Here is a 20,746-nt window from a genome sequence, read left to right on the forward strand (position 1 = left end):
AGATTTATTACTACGGAGGGATGTAAATGATTAATCAGAAAGTACTTATCGTCGATGACGACGAGAACATTGCAGAGCTTATCGCTCTTTATTTAAACAAAGAGTGTTTCGACACAAAAATTTCAGCCGATGGTCGAACAGGGGTTGAAGATTTTAAAACTTGGAATCCTGATTTAGTTTTACTTGATATCATGCTTCCAGTTATGGACGGTTATCAGGTTTGTAGAGAGATTCGTTCTCTTTCACAGGTTCCAATTATTATGCTTTCAGCTAAAGGTGAAGTTTTCGACAAGGTTTTAGGTCTTGAGCTTGGTGCTGATGACTACCTTGCAAAACCATTTGATACAAAGGAACTTGTAGCCAGAGTTAAAGCCAATCTAAGACGTAAAAAGATTGAGGATATTAACAATCCTGCAGATGATGATGCTAAAATCGTTGCATTTCCTGATCTCGAGGTTAACCTCACAAACTACTCCGTTAAATATAAAGGAGAGTTCGTAGAAATGGCTCCTAAGGAAATTGAACTTTTATATTTCCTTGCTTCAAGTCCAAATAAGGTATTTACACGTGAACAGCTCCTTGATAATATTTGGGGTTATGACTTCATCGGTGATACAAGAACAGTTGATGTTCACGTTAAGAGAGTTAGAGAGAAAATTAATGACCATGAACACTGGGCTATTAACACTGTCTGGGGTGTAGGTTATAAATTTGAAACGAGGTAAATCTAAATCATGAAGCAACCTATCATGCTTAAGTTGTTGATTTCCTACATTATTTTTGCTTTTACGGGATTTGGTATCATTATTACCATTACAACGACTCTTTCCTATAGGTATTTTCAAACTGCCGAAGAAAAGTCCATGTACCAAACCGCTAACCGTATAGCGAACGAGTATGACGTCAACAAGTTTCATTCCATTTACGACTATGAAAAAATAAAAAGTACTGTTACTAACATGGCTCCATCCGATAATTATGTATGGGTATTAGACCTTGATGCTAATTTGGTCTTCACCTCGGATACATCTAAGAATGCCGTTACTAAGGGTACTATTGATAGTTTTAATATTGATGACTTTAACGGAAACGTTAGTACAAAGAATAAATTCAATTCATATTTTAATAATGAAATGTTTACAGTTATCTGTTCTGTAACAGATAATGAAAATTACAATACTTGTGGTTATATTTTAATTCACAAAGCTACATCATCTATTACTGAAAAAAGTTCAGGAATAGTTGACCTTACTATAATAACAGGTATTGTTCTTCTCATTCTTTCATTCTTACCTATGTTCATTGTAATATTATTTGTTTACAATCCTCTTAGGAAGATTAATGCTGCTGCGAAAGAATTTGCTAAGGGTAATTTCAAGGTTAACTCTATCGAAGTTAACTCACACGATGAATTAGCAGAACTTGCTTCCTCCCTTAACACTATGGCTTCACAGCTTGCTGAAAGAGAAGAATATCAACGTAAGTTTATTTCTAACGTATCGCACGACTTTAGATCACCTCTTACATCTATTAAGGGATACATTGAGGCGATGCTTGATGGTACTATTCCTAATGAAAAGTATGAGAAGTACTTAAATGTCGTTCTTACTGAAACTAACAGACTTACAAAGCTTGCTGCAGGTCTTATCGACCTTAGTGCAGTTGATAGTGATGACATTGTTCTTTTCCAGACTATATTTGATCTTAACTCAATTATCTTCGATACAGTAAGTTTATTTGAAGTACAATGTCAGAAGAAGGGCGTCTTAATCGACCTTGATTTTGATAGTGAAATTTATGAAGTATACGCTGATAAAGATAAGATATCTCAGGTTTTCTCAAATCTTATTGATAACGCTATCAAGTTCAGCGATAATGATTCAATTATATATGTTCATGTATATGACAAAGGTGCTAAAGTATTTGTATCTGTAAAGGATACAGGTGTTGGTATTGCACCAGATTCCATCGGACGTATCTTCGACAGATTTTATAAGAGTGACACTTCACGTGGACGTGTTAAGAATAGTTCTGGTATTGGTCTTTCAATCGTTAAAGAAATTGTTCAGGCACACGGCGAAGACATTGAAGTTTATAGTGAACTTAATAAAGGCACTGAGTTCATATTCTCAGTTCCTAAGAAGGGAGCTAATGTTAAATAATTTTGATTTCAAACATATAAAAACGGCTTAGGATAATTCCTAAGCCGTTTGTTTTTGAGATTACTCTCTTTATTATTCTGCTGAGATAGCTCCTGTAGGACATACGCCTTCGCATGCTCCACAATCGATACAATCAGCGCTTACTTCAAACTTTGTATCGCCTTCAGCGATTGCTGAAACTGGACATTCTGCTGCGCAAGCTCCACAGCTGATGCATTCATCTGAAATTACATGTGCCATTATTGTATTCCTCCTTTACATTGATAAAAATATCTTTAATATTTTCGCTAAATATACTATACACTAATTGATATTTTTTTTCAATAAGATTTTCAATAAATATTTGCTTCTAGTTATATAAAACAACTATATAAACAAGCCTTGATATTATATAAATATCAAGGCTTTTATTGTATCATTATTATTCAGTTCCTTCTCTTCTAACCTCATGATTAGCGAATCTTGTATAATCAGGTAACCACGCAAGTTCTATTGATCCAACCGGACCGTTTCTCTGCTTAGCTATAATAATATCAGCAATTCCTCTTCTATCCGTATCCTTCTTGTAGTAATCCTCACGATATATAAACATTACTACGTCGGCATCCTGCTCGATGGCTCCGGATTCACGAAGGTCAGATAACATAGGCTTTTTATCTTCTCTACTTTCAACTGCTCGAGAGAGCTGTGAAAGTGCAATTACAGGTACATTAAGCTCTCTTGCAAGACCCTTAAGTGCACGTGAGATTTCAGATACTTCGTTCTGACGTCCCTCTCTGCTATTACCTGTCATAAGCTGTAAGTAGTCAATGATTATAATTCCAATATCATAATCCAATTTATACTTTCTACATTTTGTTCTAAGTTCATTAATTGAAATCGAACTTGTATCATCTATAATTAACTTTGTTTTTGCTATGGTATCTGCACTCTGAGCAAGTCTTCCCCACTCATCATTTGTTAGATTACCATTTCTAAGTTTCTTAGAGTCAACCATCGCATCCTGTGATAGGAAACGCGTCATAAGCTGCTCTTTTGACATTTCCAAACTGAATATAACAGCTCCAAGATGTTCTTTAACTACAACATGATGAGCAATATTTAGAACAAATGCTGTCTTACCCATTGATGGTCTTGCAGCAACAAGTATAAGATCGGAATTCTGGAATCCACTTGTCTTATAATCAAGATCTGTAAATCCACTAGGAACACCAGTAACACTACCCTCTGCCTTAGATGCAGCATTAATACGTTCCATAGTATCAATTACTACCTGTCTAATTGGAACATAGTCACCCTTATCTCTAGTCTGAATAAGCTTCATCATACGACTTTCAACATTGTTCATTAATACATCTATGCCACTTGTTCCGCTGTAACTTTCATTCATCATCTCCTGACTAGCCTTAATAACATTACGTCTAAGTGCGCTTTCCTTAACTATCTGCGCATATACACGTGCATTTGCTGAGACAGGAACACTCTCTAATATATTTCTAATGAAATCAATACTTGTAACTTCATCTGGTACGCCTTTTTCTTTTAGTCTGCTTGCAACAGTAACAATGTCAATTGCTGTCTTTTCATCATTAAGCTCCTGCATTACATCATATATCTGTCCAAGTTGCTTGTTATAAAAATCAGCAGAATACACTATGCTTTCAACATCGCCTAATACCTGCTCATCCTTTAATATTGCACCAATAAGAGCTTTCTCTGCATTTGTATCATGAGGAATCACTAAACCATTTATATTATCATTATCGCTCATATAATTCCTCCTTAATAATAGTTCTTATCATATCATCAACCTTTAGATTTCAATCTTATTATTTTGTTGAAACATTAACCTTAAGTGTAGCAGTTACTTCTGGATGAAGTTTAACTCCTACATCATATACACCAGGTGTCTTTATGCTTTCTGCTAAAACAAGTTTCTTCTTATCAATATCTAAGTTAAGCTGTTCTTTAGCTTCTTTTTCTATTTCCTTAGTTGAAACTGAACCAAATATCTTTCCACCTTCGCCACTCTTTAAGAATAACTTTAATGTGTACTGTCCAATTTCTTCTGCTTTCTTCTTAGCTTCTTCAAGTCTCTGTGCAGCAAGTTTTTCATCATTAGCCTTCTGAAGTTTTAAATCATTAATATTTTTAGCCGTTGCTTCAACGCCAAGTTTTTTCTTTATAATGCAATTTCTTGCATATCCATCACTAAGAGTAACTCTTTCGCCTTTTTTACCAACATTCTTTACATCTTCTAATAATATAACTTCCATTCTATAAATCTCCTTGCTCTTTCATCTCGCGAATAGTATTTTTCAATAATTCAATCGCACCATAAATATTATCACCATCTAACTGTGCACCTGCGATATTTGAATGACCTCCACCGCCTAATCTTTCCATGATAAGCTGAACATTAACTGTATCAATTGATCTTGCACTAATATAAATCTGATTATTATATGGTGTAAGAACAAATGCTGCCTTAATGCCTCTGATATTAAGAAGTTCGTTCGCTGATTGTGCTCCAACAACTGTTGGACTAAGTACTGACTTAGCTTCACAACATGTAATAGCAAAATCCCCTAAATATACTTCAGCATTTTCAATAGCCTTAGCCTTTGCCTTATAATCTTCCATATCATCACGAAGAAGCATACGAACACGTGTAACATCAGCGCCTCTTCTACGAAGGAATGCTGCTGCCTCGAAAGTACGTACCCCAGTTCTATTAGTAAAGTTATTTGTATCAATCATGATACCCGCATAAAGAGCATCAACTTCTTCCTGTGTAAGAACAACTTCGTCATTAATATACTGTAAAATTTCTGAAACCATTTCACTCGCACTCGAAGCAAATGGTTCAATATATGATAATACTGCATTTTCAATTGTCTCAGGATTTCTTCTATGATGATCAAGCACTACTATATTAGAAGCCTTTTCAAGAAGCTCTGGACAATCCGTATAACTTGGTCTGTTAACATCTACGACAATCACTACAGTATTTGGATTAACAAGGGAAAGAGCCTGTTCTGAATTTACAAACAAATCTTCCTCATATCCATTCTCAACTGTAAATCTCTCATACATAGGCTGCATTGAATGTGTAACATCATTAATAACAATCTTTGCTGTTTTATTAAGAGATTTAATACATCTATAAATACCAATTGATGAGCCAAATGAATCAACATCACCAATCTTATGTCCCATAATAAGTACATTATCCTTACTAAGAATGATTTCTCTTAAAGCAAGTGCCTTAACTCTAGCTTTAACTCTAGTCTGCTTTTCGACAGACTTAGACTTTCCACCAAAGAAATCAACCTTCTCAGTACTTTTAACTACAACCTGGTCGCCACCTCGACCAAGAGCCATATCCATAGCCATACGAGAATATTCAAAATTTTTAATATATGATTTCTCACCAAATCCAATGCCGGCACTAAGTGTAACTGCTATTGAATTACCAAAGTTAACAGACTTAACTTCCTCAAGGAGAGTAAATCTTTCATTCATAAGCATTTCTAAATATCTGTATTTAAAAATAACTAAGTATTTATCTTTTTCAAGTTTTTTAATAACACCATCAATTCGTGTAAAATATCTAGTTACCACTCTATCTATCATGGCTGATAAAAGAGATCTTCTAACTTCTTCGATATTTTCCATAACTTCATCATAGTTATCAATGTTAATCTGACAAGCGACCATTCTTTCATTAACATTATCCTGAATCAACTGCTTTGTTTCAGTAACATCAAAGAAATAGGCTGCTATTAAATGTTGATTTCCCTCAAGACTTTCAACAACTTTTGAATGCTTATATACATCCTCAATATCAAATCTATTAAACTCAGCCCTATAACTTAAGTCATTATAATTAAACTCGCAAACATACATTTCTTCAGCATTTTTAGCTTTTGAAATTTCAATCAAAGGGAAAAACATAGTTATGTTTTTTCCAACCACATTATCCTTCGCTAAAAGATTTTCCATTTCCTTATTAGTCCAAAGGATTCTTCCCATATCATCCAATAATACATATGGAATAGATAAACTATGCATCATTTGTCTTTGCGTTAGATTATATTCCGATGCGAAATTAATCAACTCACTCATGATTCTGGTTTTATTAACCCTTAATAAAATAAAGGCTATAAATAAATAGATTGCGTCAGCGAAAAAAGAAAACATTCCCGCAGTCTTATCCATAGCAAATATCATAGCAGAAGTTGCTAATAAAAATATACCAAGAATAAATGGCCATTTTAGGAATCTGTTTATATGTCCTTTTAGTCTGACTCTGTCCTTTTTACCCATCACATATCTCCTTAAATACTTAGGTATCACACCATAAAAATTAAATCATTTACAATATGACATAGATACTTACAATAATACATTTTACCACATTTATGCAAAATATAAAAGAGGTTCCCACTTTGTGGAAACCTCTTGATATATACATTAATTATTATTCTACTGTATATGGCATAAGAGCAACGTGACGAGCTCTCTTAATAGCTACTGTTAAAGCTCTCTGATGCTTTGCGCATGTACCTGTAACTCTTCTAGGAAGAATTTTACCTCTTTCTGAAGTATATCTCTTAAGCTTATTAACATCTTTGTAGCTGATTTCTTTATCTTCACCGCAGAATACACAAACCTTTTTTCTTCTACGAATAGGTCTTCTCTTTGCAGGTGCTTCGCTCTTATCGCCTTTTTCATTCTTATTATATGGCATAACCTGACCTCCTTCTGGTCTATATAAACTTATAAACTCAATTTAATTAAAATGGCAATCCATCATCTTCCACACTGTCTGGAATATCTAAAAATCCATCATTAGCACCCTGGTTACCACCTCCAGCAACTGCTGCTGGTGCAGATGAATAATCTGAAAAACCGTTATTTTCACTAGCTGCCTTGCTTTCAGCAAATTCTACGTTTTCAGCAACAACATCTGTTGTGTATACTTTCTGACCATCCTTATTTGTATAAGAACCTGTCTGAATTCTACCTGAAAGAGTAAGCTTAGTTCCTTTATTAACATATTTCTCTACAAACTCAGCAGTCTTTCCAAAAGCAACACATGAGATAAAATCAGCATTCTGATCATCACCGTTTCTTCTGAATCTTCTATCAACTGCGAGTGTAAATCTAGCGATCGCCATTTGTGAATCACCCTGTGTAGAATATCTAACGTCAGGGTCTCTTGTTAAACGCCCCATTAATACTACGTTATTCATTGTATACCTCTTCTTTATCCTATCTTACTGTTCGTCTAAACTTACGCATAAGAATCTAAGAATGTTTTCCTGGATACGAAGCTTGTCTTCGATCTGAGCAGGAACATCTGGAGCAGATTCAAATTTAACGAAGTAATAGTAAGCTTCACTCATCTTCTGGATTTCGTAAGCAAGTTTCTTCTTGCCCCATTCCTCAACTTCAGTAACAGTACCACCAAAACGTGTAACGTACTCTTTTACCTTGTCGATAGTTTTAGCTCTGTCTTCGTCTTCAAGTTTTGAACTAACAATAACTGCAAATTCATACTTATTCATGCTTTTTACCTCCTTTTGGTCTCTGGCCCTTGATCTTTTCAAGAGCAAGGATTAGCGCTAAACATAGCGCCACGAATAGACATTTTATCATACTATTCCTAATTATTCAAGTGTTTTTTTCAATTTGGCCGATTTCTCAACCATCTTTCTAGGCACCATTATACTATGCTCACAACCTAGACACTTAAGTCTAAAGTCCGCACCAACTCTTAAAACCTCCCATTCATTACTTCCGCATGGATGAGGTTTCTTCATAACAATAATGTCTCCAACTCCAAATTGCATCTTTAACTCCCTAGTTCATCAAATCATGGAAATCGCTTCCTTCAGTCATGAACTCATTAACACCGACACGTTTTTCATTTCTAACATTTTCAACAACATCAGAAATAAGATCCTTAACTGTTCTAGGATCCTTAACGCTAACCACATCAAGTTCTGGTGCACTAATGTCTGATGAACAGATATGGATTGTACCAACCTTAAATAATCTCTGTCCAAGTGTCTGGTGAAGAGAAACATCTCTTATTCTATATAATCTTATTTCTTCTTCATCTGTAGATAATATTCCGCTTTTCTTTATGAATTTTTCTTCTGTTAATGTATACCTTGTAAATGATAAAGGTAACCCAAATATAGTTCTTTTTTTATCCGACCATAACTGTGCCATAGCCATACCTCCTTTAACCCTGAGTTGGTTACTAACCTTACATAATAATATACTAAAAAACCAGAATCCTTTCAATAGGGATTCTGGTTACAAGAGGCGACAGCCAGATTTGAACTGGCGATCAGGGTGTTGCAGACCCGTGCCTTACCGCTTGGCTATGTCGCCATAAGCTTTACGCTAGTGACTCCAAGGGGATTTGAACCCCTGTTACCGCCGTGAAAGGGCGGTGTCTTAACCGCTTGACCATGGAGCCATGATTGCGACTCCCTGCTTATCCATTCACAAACAAAAAATCGCAACACTACGAATACAACGTTGAAATTTTAACATCATTCTTTTGTTTTGTCAACAACTTTATTAAAAAACTTATAAAAAATAAAGTATTAACATCATAAGGAAGTTGTTTTCGTAAATAGTACTTAATATTTTGTTGTTATTTATGGCTTCAAATATCGGTTCCATTTTTCCTGTTCCCGAAAGCGCAGTAATAACAACACAGAAGATTAATATTAATATATAACCTTCAAATAGTCCTATAATAACTCCAAGCGTACGGTCTAACGACTCAACCGCTGGTAATTTAGACAACACTCTTGTTAATCCCACAAATAAAATCATCAAAGCATGAATAACAATAAACACTATAGCAAATGATATAATTTGCATCATCTCTTTTACAAGATAAGCCTTTACATAGTCCTCAAAATTATCCACCTTTAATTCTTTATATTCTTCTTCAGTATTATTCTCTTTTATTTTTTTAGTAATAGTTTTTGGAAGTGGCATATTCTCTATAATCTTCTGCTGTCCTTCTATGCCAGTATGCTCTATTCCATTTTGTTTATCTAATTTAAGATTATCATCAACATATTCGCTTACTTTTTTCTCAACAACATCATGTATTACAGTATTATTAAACTTACTTACCGCTGTCGGATAAACTACAAAAACCAATATTAAAGATGCAAACAAGGATCCAAGCGACAATAAAATCTTAAGTGATCCTCTTATATATCCCATAATAGAAAAAACCAATAAGATTAAAATCATTCCACCAAGTAAATATACTTCCATATCAAACTCCAGTCTACTTAAGCTTTACACATTTTACCTTTTCATTAGTTACTACATAATATGTCCTAAGAGAAATAGGAACAATATCAACAACATCCTCATTAAAACTATGCTTTAACTTTTCCTGTCCAGAGAATGTAATTATTCTGAAATCATTTTTATTATATGTAAAAATACAGTTCTCAACAATTTTTACCTCATCATAAAGATCGTCTATATACTCTGACATAACTTCCTTACCCCTCGTATTATAAACAACAACTCTATTCTTTTCTTTATGTTGATTATCTGTATTCTTTAATACCAATCCAATGTACGAAGATGAATAACATACCTTTTCTATTTCATCAGTAATCTCTGCTTCGAATTCAATAGACGGTTTCTGCTTAATTGAATAAATTGTTATTATATTATCACCTATACAGGCACATACATCATTATTCAAAAACTCAACCGTAGGAACTATAGTCGATGAATACTGATTAAATCCACCAACCATTCTGTCTACTTCGTTCTGTCCAACATCTGAGAAATTATAGAATAGCACCTTCGACTGCATAACACCACCACTTGCATAAAGATAAGATACCGCAAGTTTTGTACCATCCTCAGAAATCGAAAAATCAAGTGGATAACCGTTACTAGCCAGATCCGTCTTGCTTGTTACCAACTGCTTTCCTTCTTTATCAATAAGATCAATATAATTAGTGTGCGCATCCTCTAAAATCATAGCAACAACGCCCTGTTTAGCAACCTCAATCTTTACAATCGGAAAGTTTGATTCTGTTTTATTAACAAGACCTTTATCATCAAAAAGATATATCTCTGTTCCGCCTTGTTCTGCAACAACTACGTAGTCACCACATGTATCAACAATAGGACTCTTCATCTCAAATGCCTGGTTCCAAATTGCTTGTTTTCTATTTAAATAAGATACTCCATCTTCACTATACTTAACAAGCATGTCCCCATAACCAGTATACTTACTGCCAAATCCATTTTGAATTTCAACAGAACTTACCTCTTTAACAGTTTTATAAACGCGGGTTTTTTGGTAAATAAAATTAGAAATCACAACAACTAGTATTATAAGAGCAATTAAGATATATCTTATTCTCTTATTTCTTCTATGCGTTTCTAACTGATCTATAAATTCTTCATCATTAAATTGTTCTTTTTTTCTACTAAAAAAATCTTTAATATTCAAGAACGTCTCTCCTTATTTAAGCCTCTAGTTTCATATCTCCATCATGAATCAACTTTATCTTTCTCATGCCTTCTGCAATAATCAAAGTAATAATTGCAGGAAGAACAAATTCCATCACAACCACTTCTGCAAGCGCCATTGTATTTGACATACTCTTTGTCATGGTCTGATAAGACATGATAGGTCCAACAAGCCCTGATGTACCCATTCCAGATCCAGTAGAATTACTCTTCATCTTTAACACCGCTGCACCAACAGGTCCAAGAATTGCACTTGAAACAATCGGCGGTATCCATATAAACGGATGTCTTAATATATTAGTAATCTGAAGCATGGATGTACCAACACCTTGAGATATCAATCCGCCCACTTTGTTTTCTCTAAAACTAGCTACAGCAAATCCTACCATCTGACAACAACATCCAATTGTCGCTGCACCTGCCGCAAGACCCGAAAGCCCTAGCGAAATACCAATCGCTGCAGAACTAATAGGTAAGGTTAAAACCATACCCATAATAACGGCTACAATAAGTCCTCCAACAATAGGCTGTTTATCAACATTCACGTTGACTAGTTCGCCAACCCAAAGCATAAATCTTGCTATAGGTTTTCCAACCCATATTCCAGCAAGTCCACCACTCATAATTCCTACAAATGGTGTTAATATTATATCTAATTGAGTTTTTCCTGAAACAATATGTCCAAGTTCAATGGCAACATAAGCTGCAACAAATGCACCAAGTGGTTCACCTGGTTTGCCAATTACAAATGCCATAGAAGTATTAACATTAGGGAAAGCACCTATCATGCCAGCAACCGCTGCGCTTACACTAACAAGCGGACTTTCCTGATACTTGCTTGCAACACCCACACCAATACCAGCACCAGTAATAGTTTTAGCAACACTACCAATTAAAATCAAATAATGACTTGGTTTACCGCCGAAAAAACCAGGGCCTAGCAAGTCACCAATCTGACATAGTATTGTTCCCATAATAAGTGTAGCAAAAAGACCTAATGCCATTCCACTTAAACCTTCAATAAAGACTCTATTTAAATACTTCTTTATCATTTCCAGTCTACTCCTATTATTTAATTTTTTTCTCAAGACATACCATACCACATTTTAGGCTTATTTTCCACTAATTTTACTCATATCTTCAATCTGGTATACAGGACGTTCCTTATATTTCTTTTTATTATGTGTTCGCTTTTCTTTTCTTATCAGTTCCTCTATTTTACCCGTAACCACCTCCTTAATTCTTATTCTTCTTTCAGCATACTTTTTGCCATCCGCTTCTATTTCTTCGGATTGCAAATTCTGCGATGTATTATCAACGATGAGATCATCGTAATACGCTTTATTAATGTTTTTTATTCTTAATTCTTCTTCAACACTTTTTACAACTGCGCAAAGGCTTTCAACCGTTACTGATTGTTCCTCTAAAGCTTCCATAAGGCCATACGTCAAAAGAACAGTTGCCTGATCGTCATGATTAATGCTTGGAAGTATTGAACTAATAATCTGCTTAATGCCTTCAGTGAAGTCTCCAATTTCAAAAGGATTATATAAAAACTCAATATATCTTTTTTCTTCATCTATAAAAATCAATTTTTCATCTATAACCACATGATTAATATTCAATAAATATTCTTCCAAACTTTCACACAACTTCTTTATATTCTCAACAAATACCTTCACATGTTCATACTCAATCTTATTAGACTTTATATAATCAGAACATGAGCTCATAGAAAGTGAGTTATAGTATATTTCCAATTCGCTATCCATTCTTTTTACAGTAGTTGTCAAAAGATGCTCTATCTTATTATTCTTAATCATGTTAAGTTCATAATTGTCTTTTATTTTCTCATCAGAATATATAATATAATGTCCACTAAAATCATCATAAAAACTAAAATCCATACGACCACCCATTCTTCATACAAAGTCCTCTAATTATCATTATCAATTTCATCTACAACCCTTTTTAAAACCCTAACCTTATAAACATCATCCTTATTCACATTCCTTTTTATTTTATATGAATACCTATACTTTCCTTTAGCAAACGCCTCTAAAACATCTTTTCCATATCCTTCATATTTCCCTGATACTTCAACACTAACTTTTCTTCCAACCTTACCATTAACATCAATTTCCTTTATAACAAATAATTTATTCTTAAGTTCTTCATTAAGAGCATTTGCTACTTTACCATCACCTTTATCGCACAAGTATTTTTCACAAACTTTTATACAAGTACTTCTAACAACGACAACATCATGCAAATAAAAGGATACATACACAACTCCTGTAATCATAAAAATAAATACACTCATTATTACTGCTGCCTCTAGCGAAGCACTTCCTCTCTCCTTGTCATCCATAATCAGACCTCTTTTCTTTACTTACCGCACCTTGAACACGGCGGCATATCATGAACTTCAGATAATTTCTTTTTATAAACATTTCTATTTAATGAATAACACTCTTTACTCGAGTGATATCTGTTTCCATCTTCAGTAATGTATACAATTGGCGCATCTTCCTTCATGCAGTTCTCACATGGATAATATTTTTCTCCCCACTCATTTCTATAATCATCCACATCATTAAAATCTATTTCTTTAATCTTAATATTTAAATACGAACAATTAATATCACAATGATATACCTTCCCATTTTTAGTTACATAAACATATTTTTCATCTTCTTGTTCATATATATTTTTCCCTGTATATAATCGACTTTTAAAACGCTGTTTTCTTGATATGTCTAAAAGATCTAAAACTGAATAAGGAATTTTATACTTGTACGAAACAACAATATCTAACACCCCTGTATCTTTATCATACGATGAACCACTAACATCTATTCCTGATATTCCACCTTTAATAATATTATCTTTTATAAATCCACTTCCAAGATTCTTAGTTATATTTGCCTTAATCGATAAATCCCTTCCAGCCACATTTGTTTCCGGGGCTAAAAGTGCCTCAATATATCCAATATCTCTAGACGATTCTTTCATCGCTTTATATATATCCATATCAGTAGTAAACATTATAAAAATATAAAAAAATGTAATTATAACAAATAAAAATATTGGAATAACCAAGGCACTTTCTACGGTCAGGTAACCTTCTTCCTCAAAAAAGGAGGAATAAGAAAATGTCCTTCTACACAATTTATCCGACCTACGTGCTAACCTTTTATATTTATTACCTATATCAACTTTTTCAAATTGTAGTTTTCGAAGCATAAAAGAAAGAAGCTGATTATTCATTGATTTTTTATACCTGCGCAGATTGTCATAAAAGGACATTTTCTTATTCCCCCTTTCTTTAATATCCATATTCCGCTTTTCGATTCACAAAAACAGTTCCACCTTCCATAAAGTTTTTAGTTATATCCTTACTGATAAACAAAGGCTTTAATTCATACTTTATATCTACCGAAGCTTTAACAATGCATTGGTTCATTCTAAAATCGTCTTTTTTTTGCTTTGTTCTTTCTTCAATCAAATCCATAGCTCGGTAATACTTAGAGGTTTTACCAGTAGCAAACATTAATATTTCCAAAAATTCCTTATAATTTAGACCATCATGAATTGTTTCTCCTTCACCTTCTGTTTCAACAAAGGAACCATTCATTATAGAACCTATATTTCCCAGCGATAATTTAAAATCCGTTCTTTTCTTTATCAATTTGCATCTTCCCTTCGCTAGCAAATTCCTCACATCCAATACGGATTCAGCATAACCCCAGGCTGCAACAATAAGCACCTCTCCAAGAACAGTAATCGCAGGAACACCTGTAAGTCCAAAGGTAGAAAGTGCAAGAGTTCTTGCTTCATTCAACATATCCGGATTACTTAATATAGCAATTACATTAGTCGCTTCACGAAGAGCAAGCAACTTAGCAACACTTTCAGATAAATTTTCTTTATCACCTTCATGACCACATAATATGTATTCCATCTCGTAGTTTAATAAAGAATCCTCTTTTTTATCAGTATATGAAGCAAATACATCAGCACAATATAAACTAAAAAGAGCTTCATCTATTTTTTTAATATTACCTTTTCCTTTATCCTTTATATTCGAAGGGCTCTCATCATCTCTATTAATTTTCAAGTTAGAAACTTTGGATACATCCATAACCTGTCCTAAAATAATATCTTCTGAAATATTCTCAACATATTTCACAATATCCTTTCCACTAACTCCATATCCATTTTTCTTTCCCATGCTTTTATTTGGATTATTTATAATACTGTCTAACTTTATGCCTTTTGTCAGATTCTTAATTGTTTTTGCTACATCAATGCTCTCTGTTAATTTATCTAATTTTCTTTCAATTATTTTTATCGCATTTTCCTCTGCAAGTTTTTTTGTTTTATCAAAATCTGATAAATCTATACCTTCTATAACCTCGATAACATCTTTAACATCATCATAGTTATCTAAAAGTTCATCTTCTGTTTCCGGTGTTTCTTCATCTGGCCAAATCTGTCCATAAATACTTTGTGCTTCTTCTTTGCCTTCCTCATATTCACTTTTACTATCTGTTGCTTTCTCTCCAAAAGATGATATATCTTCTAAATCCTTCTTTAGATTATCAACTTGACCAACCAAAATATTATATGCTTTTTCTAAGTCCTCAAACTCACATTCAGCTGCCTTGTAATCCTCAATTACTTCCCGCATATTTTTTACTGCTTTTTTTATTCCTCTTATATCATCCTTTATTTCATCGGCAGTATTCTTAATGTTTTCATATGCGTCATATAAATCAGAAGCTGCTTCTGCAACTCTTTCAATCTTTTTCTTTGCACTTTTCACACTTTTTATAAAAGAAGAAATATTTCCAATAGCTGTGGAATTACCATACTTATCTATTAATGCACTAGCTGCATCTTCTCCCACCTTAATCTTCATATAATCCGAAACTTCCTTAGCCATAAAACTTCCACCATCATCGGTTATGTGTTTTATTTCTTTACTAGGTATTTCATAATTTGCAACAGATAAAAGATCTATGTAATCACCTTCAAACCCACTTATATTTGCTAAAACATATTCATCGATTTTTCCGACAAGTTCATCATCCGTATTTACATTTAAAAACAAACCATATTCATCCACTAATTCATTTGCATAATCCCCCATGGCCGACTCGACTGCATTGTTAGTTACTATTGAAAGATTAGCCCCACAATACTCATACCTTCCCGCTTCTATAAGTGTTAATACAAGAGCAATTATGCAAGTAAAAGAAATGGCCGCATATATACTAATCGAACCTTTTTCTTTTTTCATTAAACATTATTCACCTTACTTCTTAAGCTCTTAAATACAATTGCTGCAACTGCTTCAATCTCTGATTTAAATAAAATCGCAAGACCAACTAAAACAACCACAATCAAAGTTACTTCAATTACACCCATTCCACATTCATCCTGTAAGCTTTGTTTTAAATACTCCTTAAGTTTTATAAATACCTCGTCAATTTTTCTCATAAATTTTACACTCCTTTCATGGACATAAAAGCAGGAACAACTATCATTACAAGAGTAATAATAAGTATTAAAATCATTGGTATTACAAGTTTCGTTCCAACTCTTTCTCCTTTTATCCTTAATACATTTTCTCTTTCCTTCCAAGCTTTATTAAGTTCATCACTTAATTCGTCACCCAGATTTAAATTTCCCCTTCTCAAATTTTCCGCTAACATCCCAGCAAATTTCGAATAACACATTTCATTACATCTTTTAGCGTAATTCTCATATGCTTTTTCTTCACCTTCTCCTAATCTAATTCTATAAAGCATATACTTTATTTCTTCATATGCATATCTATATTCCCCCCTTGCATCATACTCAAGAATAATCCTTTCTAAAGCCTTAACATTACCCAAACCTGCCCTAAGTAAGAGAGCAAATTTATTAAGTATTTTCGGATAGTCAGATACCATCTCTTCATGCCTATCCCTAAGCTTATCCTTTATATCCAAATCTCTTAAGAAAAACATAGCAAATGCATACAAAACTCCAATACCCAAAATAAAAATCCAAAGAATATTTTTCTTACTTCTAAACCCAATCTTTTCCTCATCAAGTTCTTCTGGTAAAACAACATAATCACTCGTCCTATCCTGTTCATCAATATAATTTTGAACCTTATCCTGTATGGATTGTTTTACATTTCCGACAGTTATATCAACTTTATAGTCTTTAGAAAAATCTTTATAGCTTATTGTTAGTATCATTTCACTACTAACCTTATTACTATCTATCACATCTATATTTATGCTTCCATCATAATTTATAACTTCACCCTGTACTTGCCATTGAGCAAGCATACCATCTGAATACTCAACATCCTCTATATTAAGCGATGTATTCACCTTATCCAAAGACTCATTTTTATTAAGCATGCGCTTTATGCAATCGCCTTTTCTTTTATCAAATAATTTATATGCTTCTTTTTTTGTGTATTCCTTTGATCCAATTAAAAGATTAATGTTCTCTTTTATATCTCCATCTGCAGTTAAATAGTACTTACTCTCAGGCATGTCTTCGCTTGGTCTTTTTATTCTTTTTATGTCCTCTCCCCCACTACTCTTAAGTAAATACACAACTACAAACATCAATACTAAGATTAGACAAATTAAACTTTCACATATCTTCTCCGCAACATACAGATAACACTTATTTTTCACATCACTAGTCACGTAAATCTGCCTATACTTATTAGCAAGTTTTCTTATATAGGGTTTTATAATCTTCTTAGGAATAAGGTCAACAATAAATAAACCACTTCCCAAGATTACATATAATTTATACTCCTTTTTATTAGCGCCTTTTAAAAATTTATTCTTATACCTAAATGTTGCAATGAAAAATATTAAAATCAAAATAATAAAAACGCTTATAACCTTACTCAATTCCTACTCCTTATCTATTCAAATTTAGTTTTTCTAAGTAATTTTATCCCTATATAAATAGCAAACACATACCCAGCCAGGCATATTGTCATAATAAATCTTCCAAATCCAACATATAAATACTTCATTATCTCTGGTGCTGCTACTCTCATATACAACATCATAAATATTGGAACGACGCACATAATCAGGTGTTCATATTTTTTCGAAGATATCAATACTTCAATTTCATTCTCAACATTTGTCTCACTAGATATATTATTAGAAACCGTTTTTAGAACATTACTTATGTTATCACCATATCTTTTGGTTATTTTAAGAGCACTAGCTAGATCATAGGCTTCAATTAACCCACTTCTTTTTGAAAACTCATCAAAAACATCCTCAACCATTACACCTAAGCGTAGTCTACCCTCCATTCTAACTATTTCCTTATACATCAGGCTGTCTCTACCATAAAGTATTTCTATTACATCCTTAGCCTTACTTACACTACCTTCTATGCTATACCCACTATCAACAGCATTCGCCATGGCATTAAGACATTCCATATACTGCATTTTTAAATTCTTTTTTCTAATTAGTATCAATTCGCCACTAAGTACTCTGATATATGGATATGCAAGCGGAATCAAAAATATGCAGAATAACAAATTATCATAAAAGATAAAAGAAACAACTGCAGAAAGAATCGCATAACTTAATAACATCAAGCCTAAATCCACAACAGATATCCTTATTATTTTTCTAGCACTTTCTTTCGTTTTTAATTCCTGCTGCTCTAAGTTTTCCTGTGTTTTTAAGTTCCGAGCATTTAACAAACTTTCCCAGGATTCTGCCATTTTTATCCTCTCCTTCTTCAACATATTTATATAATGTCTTCATTTCGATTTCTCCATCTTTAACACCTAATACTTCACATATAGATAAAACCTTCCTGCTACCATCTCTTAGCCTTCCAATATGAATTAAAATATCAAGACTTGCAGCTATCTGATTTCTAATCGCCACTAGCGGAATATCCATTCCAAATAAACACATAGTTTCTAATCTTGTTAACATCTCCTTCGGTGAATTACCATGCCCAGTACTCATGCTTCCATCATGTCCTGTATTCATGGCAGATAACATATCTATGCACTCACTTCCTCTTACTTCACCTACAATTATTCTATCCGGCCTCATACGAAGCGATGCCTTAATCAAATCCCTTATTGTAACTAAAATATCCTTATCAACATTTCCCGATCTTGCTTCTAACCTTACAAGATTTCCAATACCTTTAATTTGTAATTCAATGGAATCCTCAATGGTTATAATTCTCTCGTCCTTTGGAATAAAGTTTGAAAGAATATTTAAAAAAGTAGTTTTTCCAGTATTCGTTCCACCGCTTATAAAAATGTTATATTTTGCCCTAACGATCTCACTTAAAAATTCTGCAATTTCCTCATTCACACTTCCAAGTTCAATCAAACTATCAATATCCATCAAGCCCTTCTTAAACTTTCTAATAGTAAGAATCGGACCATTAATAGCTATAGGTGGCAAAACGATACTAACTCGAAACTTACCCCGAATACTTGCATCAACTATGGGACTTCTTTCATTAACTCTTCTGTTTACATTTCCGACTATTCTTTGAACAATATCCGAAAGTTTCTGAGTATCAGCAAATGCCTTCTCTATCCTTTTTACCTTCCCATCACTTTCAACATATATTTCATATGGCCCATTAACCATAATCTCAGTTATTCTCTCATCATTAAGAAGATCTTCTAAAATATCAAGACCTCGAATCTTATTAAATAGCTGACGTCTTGCTTCTATTCTCTCCTTAACAGACATCATAACTTTTTCACCGTACTCCTTTATACTTTCATCAATACATTCAAAAATATCATCATCTGTTATGTCATCAAAACCGTCCATACGTTCAAGCACATCAAGCTTTATTTCTTCAACATCAACCATCAAGCAATCCCCCAACACGTTTTAAACTATGCTAACTTCATCAATCAACTCCCTAATAAACTGACCAAAATCTCCTTCCTCTAATTCATAGAAATCATCAATTCTATCTGGAGCTTTGTACTCTGGTAAATCCACCGTAACAACCTTCTCCAAAAGGCTTTCATTACCACTCCCCAAAACATACTCAACAAACTCCTTCATCCTCTTTTTTTCATAAGTATGCTTAGGTGTTAAAATATAAATCACCTTACATAAATCCATAATGTAAAATGGATCTTCAAGCATATTTCCAAAATCAACAACAACCCTCTTATAGCCATGCGCTATGGCATACTTATTAATCGCATCACCCCACACACCAGAATCTATGCTTCTCAAATCCTTAGCATACCTAATAGGTAATATCACATCCAAGTCATCCTTTTTATATATGTTTTCAACATACCTAACGTGATTCCCCATTTTTAATTGTTCATACTCATACATTAAATCTGCCAAATCCTTAATATGTCCTGACTCATTCTCCAATATATAAGTACCAAGTCCAGAAAATTCTTCCAAATTTATGTAAAGTGTCTTACATTTCTTCGACAAAGAAAGCGCGTATCCCAAAGAAAAATCAAGTTTCCCGCTCATCGAGTATGGACTATACACACCAATCATTCCTTCAAAGCCATTCTTATTATGTGTATTTAAATATCCATACATTCCAGAAATCTGACTCACTATTTTATCCATGGAATCATACTTATATATAGAGAACTCATTCCCTTCCGAAACCATAGACCCATCGCTTAAAACAATCTTCCTGTCAATGTCATAATCATCAAATAAGCCCAAAATATCCTTTCTCCCAATTAATACATTAACCTTTTTATTCAAAAGAAAATCTTTAAGCAAATCCAAATTTGAAAAAACATATACATCAAAAGCCAGCACCTTTTTTCTATTTAAATAATCAGCAAATGCACTCGTATACGAGACATCTTCATCGAAAAGTGCCAAAATGTCCAAACCACACACCTCCTTTTATACATAGGCATACTTCCCCTGTGTCAATATTTGCAAGTTACTTCTTGACTTGTTAGGCACATTATAAGCCCAAGCGAAAAAGATGTCAATATTACTTATCGACAT

At 33.4% G+C, this 20,746-nt stretch carries 23 protein-coding genes and 2 tRNA genes; 2 read left to right on the top strand and 23 right to left on the bottom strand.

The window, feature by feature from the left end:
- Nucleotides 1–26: 26 nt before the first annotated feature.
- Entirely contained in the window at nucleotides 27–725 is a 699-nt protein-coding gene (locus tag B5D16_RS07170) for a response regulator transcription factor (protein WP_078766314.1), read from the top strand.
- Nucleotides 726–959: 234 nt separating this feature from the next.
- Nucleotides 960–2,162 carry a sensor histidine kinase gene (locus tag B5D16_RS07175; RefSeq protein WP_159444326.1) on the top strand — a complete coding sequence of 401 codons (1,203 nt, stop codon included), beginning with the start codon at nucleotides 960–962 and terminating at the stop codon, nucleotides 2,160–2,162.
- A gap of 72 nt (nucleotides 2,163–2,234) precedes the next feature.
- Here B5D16_RS07175 and B5D16_RS07180 read toward each other — a convergent pair whose 3' ends face one another.
- The 23 genes from B5D16_RS07180 to B5D16_RS07290 form a co-directional block, all read right to left on the bottom strand.
- The gene (locus B5D16_RS07180) at nucleotides 2,235–2,402 is read right to left on the bottom strand and encodes a DUF362 domain-containing protein (protein ID WP_078766316.1); all 168 of its coding nucleotides are present in this window, start codon (nucleotides 2,400–2,402) and stop codon (nucleotides 2,235–2,237) included.
- A gap of 181 nt (nucleotides 2,403–2,583) precedes the next feature.
- A complete protein-coding gene (gene dnaB, locus B5D16_RS07185) occupies nucleotides 2,584–3,933 on the bottom strand; it encodes a replicative DNA helicase (protein ID WP_078766317.1) in 1,350 nt (449 codons plus the stop codon).
- Between the two features lie 58 nt (nucleotides 3,934–3,991).
- Nucleotides 3,992–4,438, bottom strand: coding sequence for a 50S ribosomal protein L9 (gene rplI, locus B5D16_RS07190; protein WP_078766318.1), 447 nt, complete (start codon nucleotides 4,436–4,438; stop codon nucleotides 3,992–3,994).
- Nucleotide 4,439: 1 nt separating this feature from the next.
- Complete coding sequence (locus B5D16_RS07195; protein ID WP_078766319.1) at nucleotides 4,440–6,491, bottom strand: DHH family phosphoesterase; 2,052 nt, start codon at nucleotides 6,489–6,491, stop codon at nucleotides 4,440–4,442.
- Nucleotides 6,492–6,645: 154 nt separating this feature from the next.
- Nucleotides 6,646–6,915, bottom strand: coding sequence for a 30S ribosomal protein S18 (rpsR, locus tag B5D16_RS07200; protein ID WP_078766320.1), 270 nt, complete (start codon nucleotides 6,913–6,915; stop codon nucleotides 6,646–6,648).
- Nucleotides 6,916–6,961: 46 nt separating this feature from the next.
- Nucleotides 6,962–7,420 carry a single-stranded DNA-binding protein gene (locus B5D16_RS07205; protein WP_078766321.1) on the bottom strand — a complete coding sequence of 153 codons (459 nt, stop codon included), beginning with the start codon at nucleotides 7,418–7,420 and terminating at the stop codon, nucleotides 6,962–6,964.
- A gap of 24 nt (nucleotides 7,421–7,444) precedes the next feature.
- On the bottom strand, nucleotides 7,445–7,735 hold the full coding sequence (gene rpsF / locus B5D16_RS07210; RefSeq protein ID WP_078766322.1) for a 30S ribosomal protein S6: 291 nt from the start codon (nucleotides 7,733–7,735) through the stop codon (nucleotides 7,445–7,447).
- Nucleotides 7,736–7,837: 102 nt separating this feature from the next.
- Complete coding sequence (locus tag B5D16_RS07215; protein WP_078766323.1) at nucleotides 7,838–8,020, bottom strand: DUF951 domain-containing protein; 183 nt, start codon at nucleotides 8,018–8,020, stop codon at nucleotides 7,838–7,840.
- A 10-nt stretch (nucleotides 8,021–8,030) separates the two neighbouring features.
- Nucleotides 8,031–8,405, bottom strand: a complete 375-nt coding sequence (locus tag B5D16_RS07220) for a PH domain-containing protein (RefSeq protein ID WP_242943012.1) — start codon at nucleotides 8,403–8,405, stop codon at nucleotides 8,031–8,033.
- Between the two features lie 94 nt (nucleotides 8,406–8,499).
- Nucleotides 8,500–8,570 (bottom strand) — tRNA-Cys (locus B5D16_RS07225).
- A gap of 16 nt (nucleotides 8,571–8,586) precedes the next feature.
- A tRNA-Glu gene (locus B5D16_RS07230) sits at nucleotides 8,587–8,658 on the bottom strand.
- A 113-nt stretch (nucleotides 8,659–8,771) separates the two neighbouring features.
- On the bottom strand, nucleotides 8,772–9,479 hold the full coding sequence (locus B5D16_RS07235) for a CvpA family protein (protein WP_078766325.1): 708 nt from the start codon (nucleotides 9,477–9,479) through the stop codon (nucleotides 8,772–8,774).
- A gap of 13 nt (nucleotides 9,480–9,492) precedes the next feature.
- Nucleotides 9,493–10,686, bottom strand: a complete 1,194-nt coding sequence (locus tag B5D16_RS07240; protein ID WP_078766326.1) for a DUF5711 family protein — start codon at nucleotides 10,684–10,686, stop codon at nucleotides 9,493–9,495.
- 16 nt (nucleotides 10,687–10,702) lie between these two features.
- A complete protein-coding gene (locus tag B5D16_RS07245) occupies nucleotides 10,703–11,758 on the bottom strand; it encodes a PTS sugar transporter subunit IIC (protein ID WP_078766327.1) in 1,056 nt (351 codons plus the stop codon).
- A 60-nt stretch (nucleotides 11,759–11,818) separates the two neighbouring features.
- Nucleotides 11,819–12,613, bottom strand: coding sequence for a DUF6382 domain-containing protein (locus B5D16_RS07250; protein WP_143405075.1), 795 nt, complete (start codon nucleotides 12,611–12,613; stop codon nucleotides 11,819–11,821).
- Between the two features lie 29 nt (nucleotides 12,614–12,642).
- A complete protein-coding gene (locus B5D16_RS07255) occupies nucleotides 12,643–13,077 on the bottom strand; it encodes a TadE family protein (protein WP_078766329.1) in 435 nt (144 codons plus the stop codon).
- Nucleotides 13,078–13,094: 17 nt separating this feature from the next.
- A complete protein-coding gene (locus B5D16_RS07260; protein ID WP_143405076.1) occupies nucleotides 13,095–13,739 on the bottom strand; it encodes a hypothetical protein in 645 nt (214 codons plus the stop codon).
- Between the two features lie 295 nt (nucleotides 13,740–14,034).
- A complete protein-coding gene (locus B5D16_RS07265; RefSeq protein WP_078766331.1) occupies nucleotides 14,035–16,011 on the bottom strand; it encodes a DUF5702 domain-containing protein in 1,977 nt (658 codons plus the stop codon).
- On the bottom strand, nucleotides 16,011–16,211 hold the full coding sequence (locus B5D16_RS07270) for a Flp1 family type IVb pilin (RefSeq protein WP_078766332.1): 201 nt from the start codon (nucleotides 16,209–16,211) through the stop codon (nucleotides 16,011–16,013). The genes B5D16_RS07265 and B5D16_RS07270 overlap by 1 nt, the downstream gene beginning before the upstream one ends.
- A gap of 5 nt (nucleotides 16,212–16,216) precedes the next feature.
- On the bottom strand, nucleotides 16,217–17,638 hold the full coding sequence (locus B5D16_RS07275) for a type II secretion system F family protein (protein WP_078766333.1): 1,422 nt from the start codon (nucleotides 17,636–17,638) through the stop codon (nucleotides 16,217–16,219).
- A 14-nt stretch (nucleotides 17,639–17,652) separates the two neighbouring features.
- Entirely contained in the window at nucleotides 17,653–18,480 is an 828-nt protein-coding gene (locus B5D16_RS07280) for a type II secretion system F family protein (RefSeq protein ID WP_159444327.1), read from the bottom strand.
- Complete coding sequence (locus B5D16_RS07285; RefSeq protein WP_078766335.1) at nucleotides 18,386–19,609, bottom strand: TadA family conjugal transfer-associated ATPase; 1,224 nt, start codon at nucleotides 19,607–19,609, stop codon at nucleotides 18,386–18,388. Before B5D16_RS07285 ends, B5D16_RS07280 begins: the two co-directional genes overlap by 95 nt.
- A 21-nt stretch (nucleotides 19,610–19,630) precedes the next feature.
- Nucleotides 19,631–20,623, bottom strand: a complete 993-nt coding sequence (locus tag B5D16_RS07290) for a hypothetical protein (RefSeq protein ID WP_078766336.1) — start codon at nucleotides 20,621–20,623, stop codon at nucleotides 19,631–19,633.
- Nucleotides 20,624–20,746: the final 123 nt, after the last annotated feature.

The sequence above is a fragment of the Eubacterium uniforme genome, from assembly GCF_900167115.1.
Taxonomy (GTDB): Bacteria; Bacillota; Clostridia; order Lachnospirales; family Lachnospiraceae; genus Eubacterium_S; species Eubacterium_S uniforme.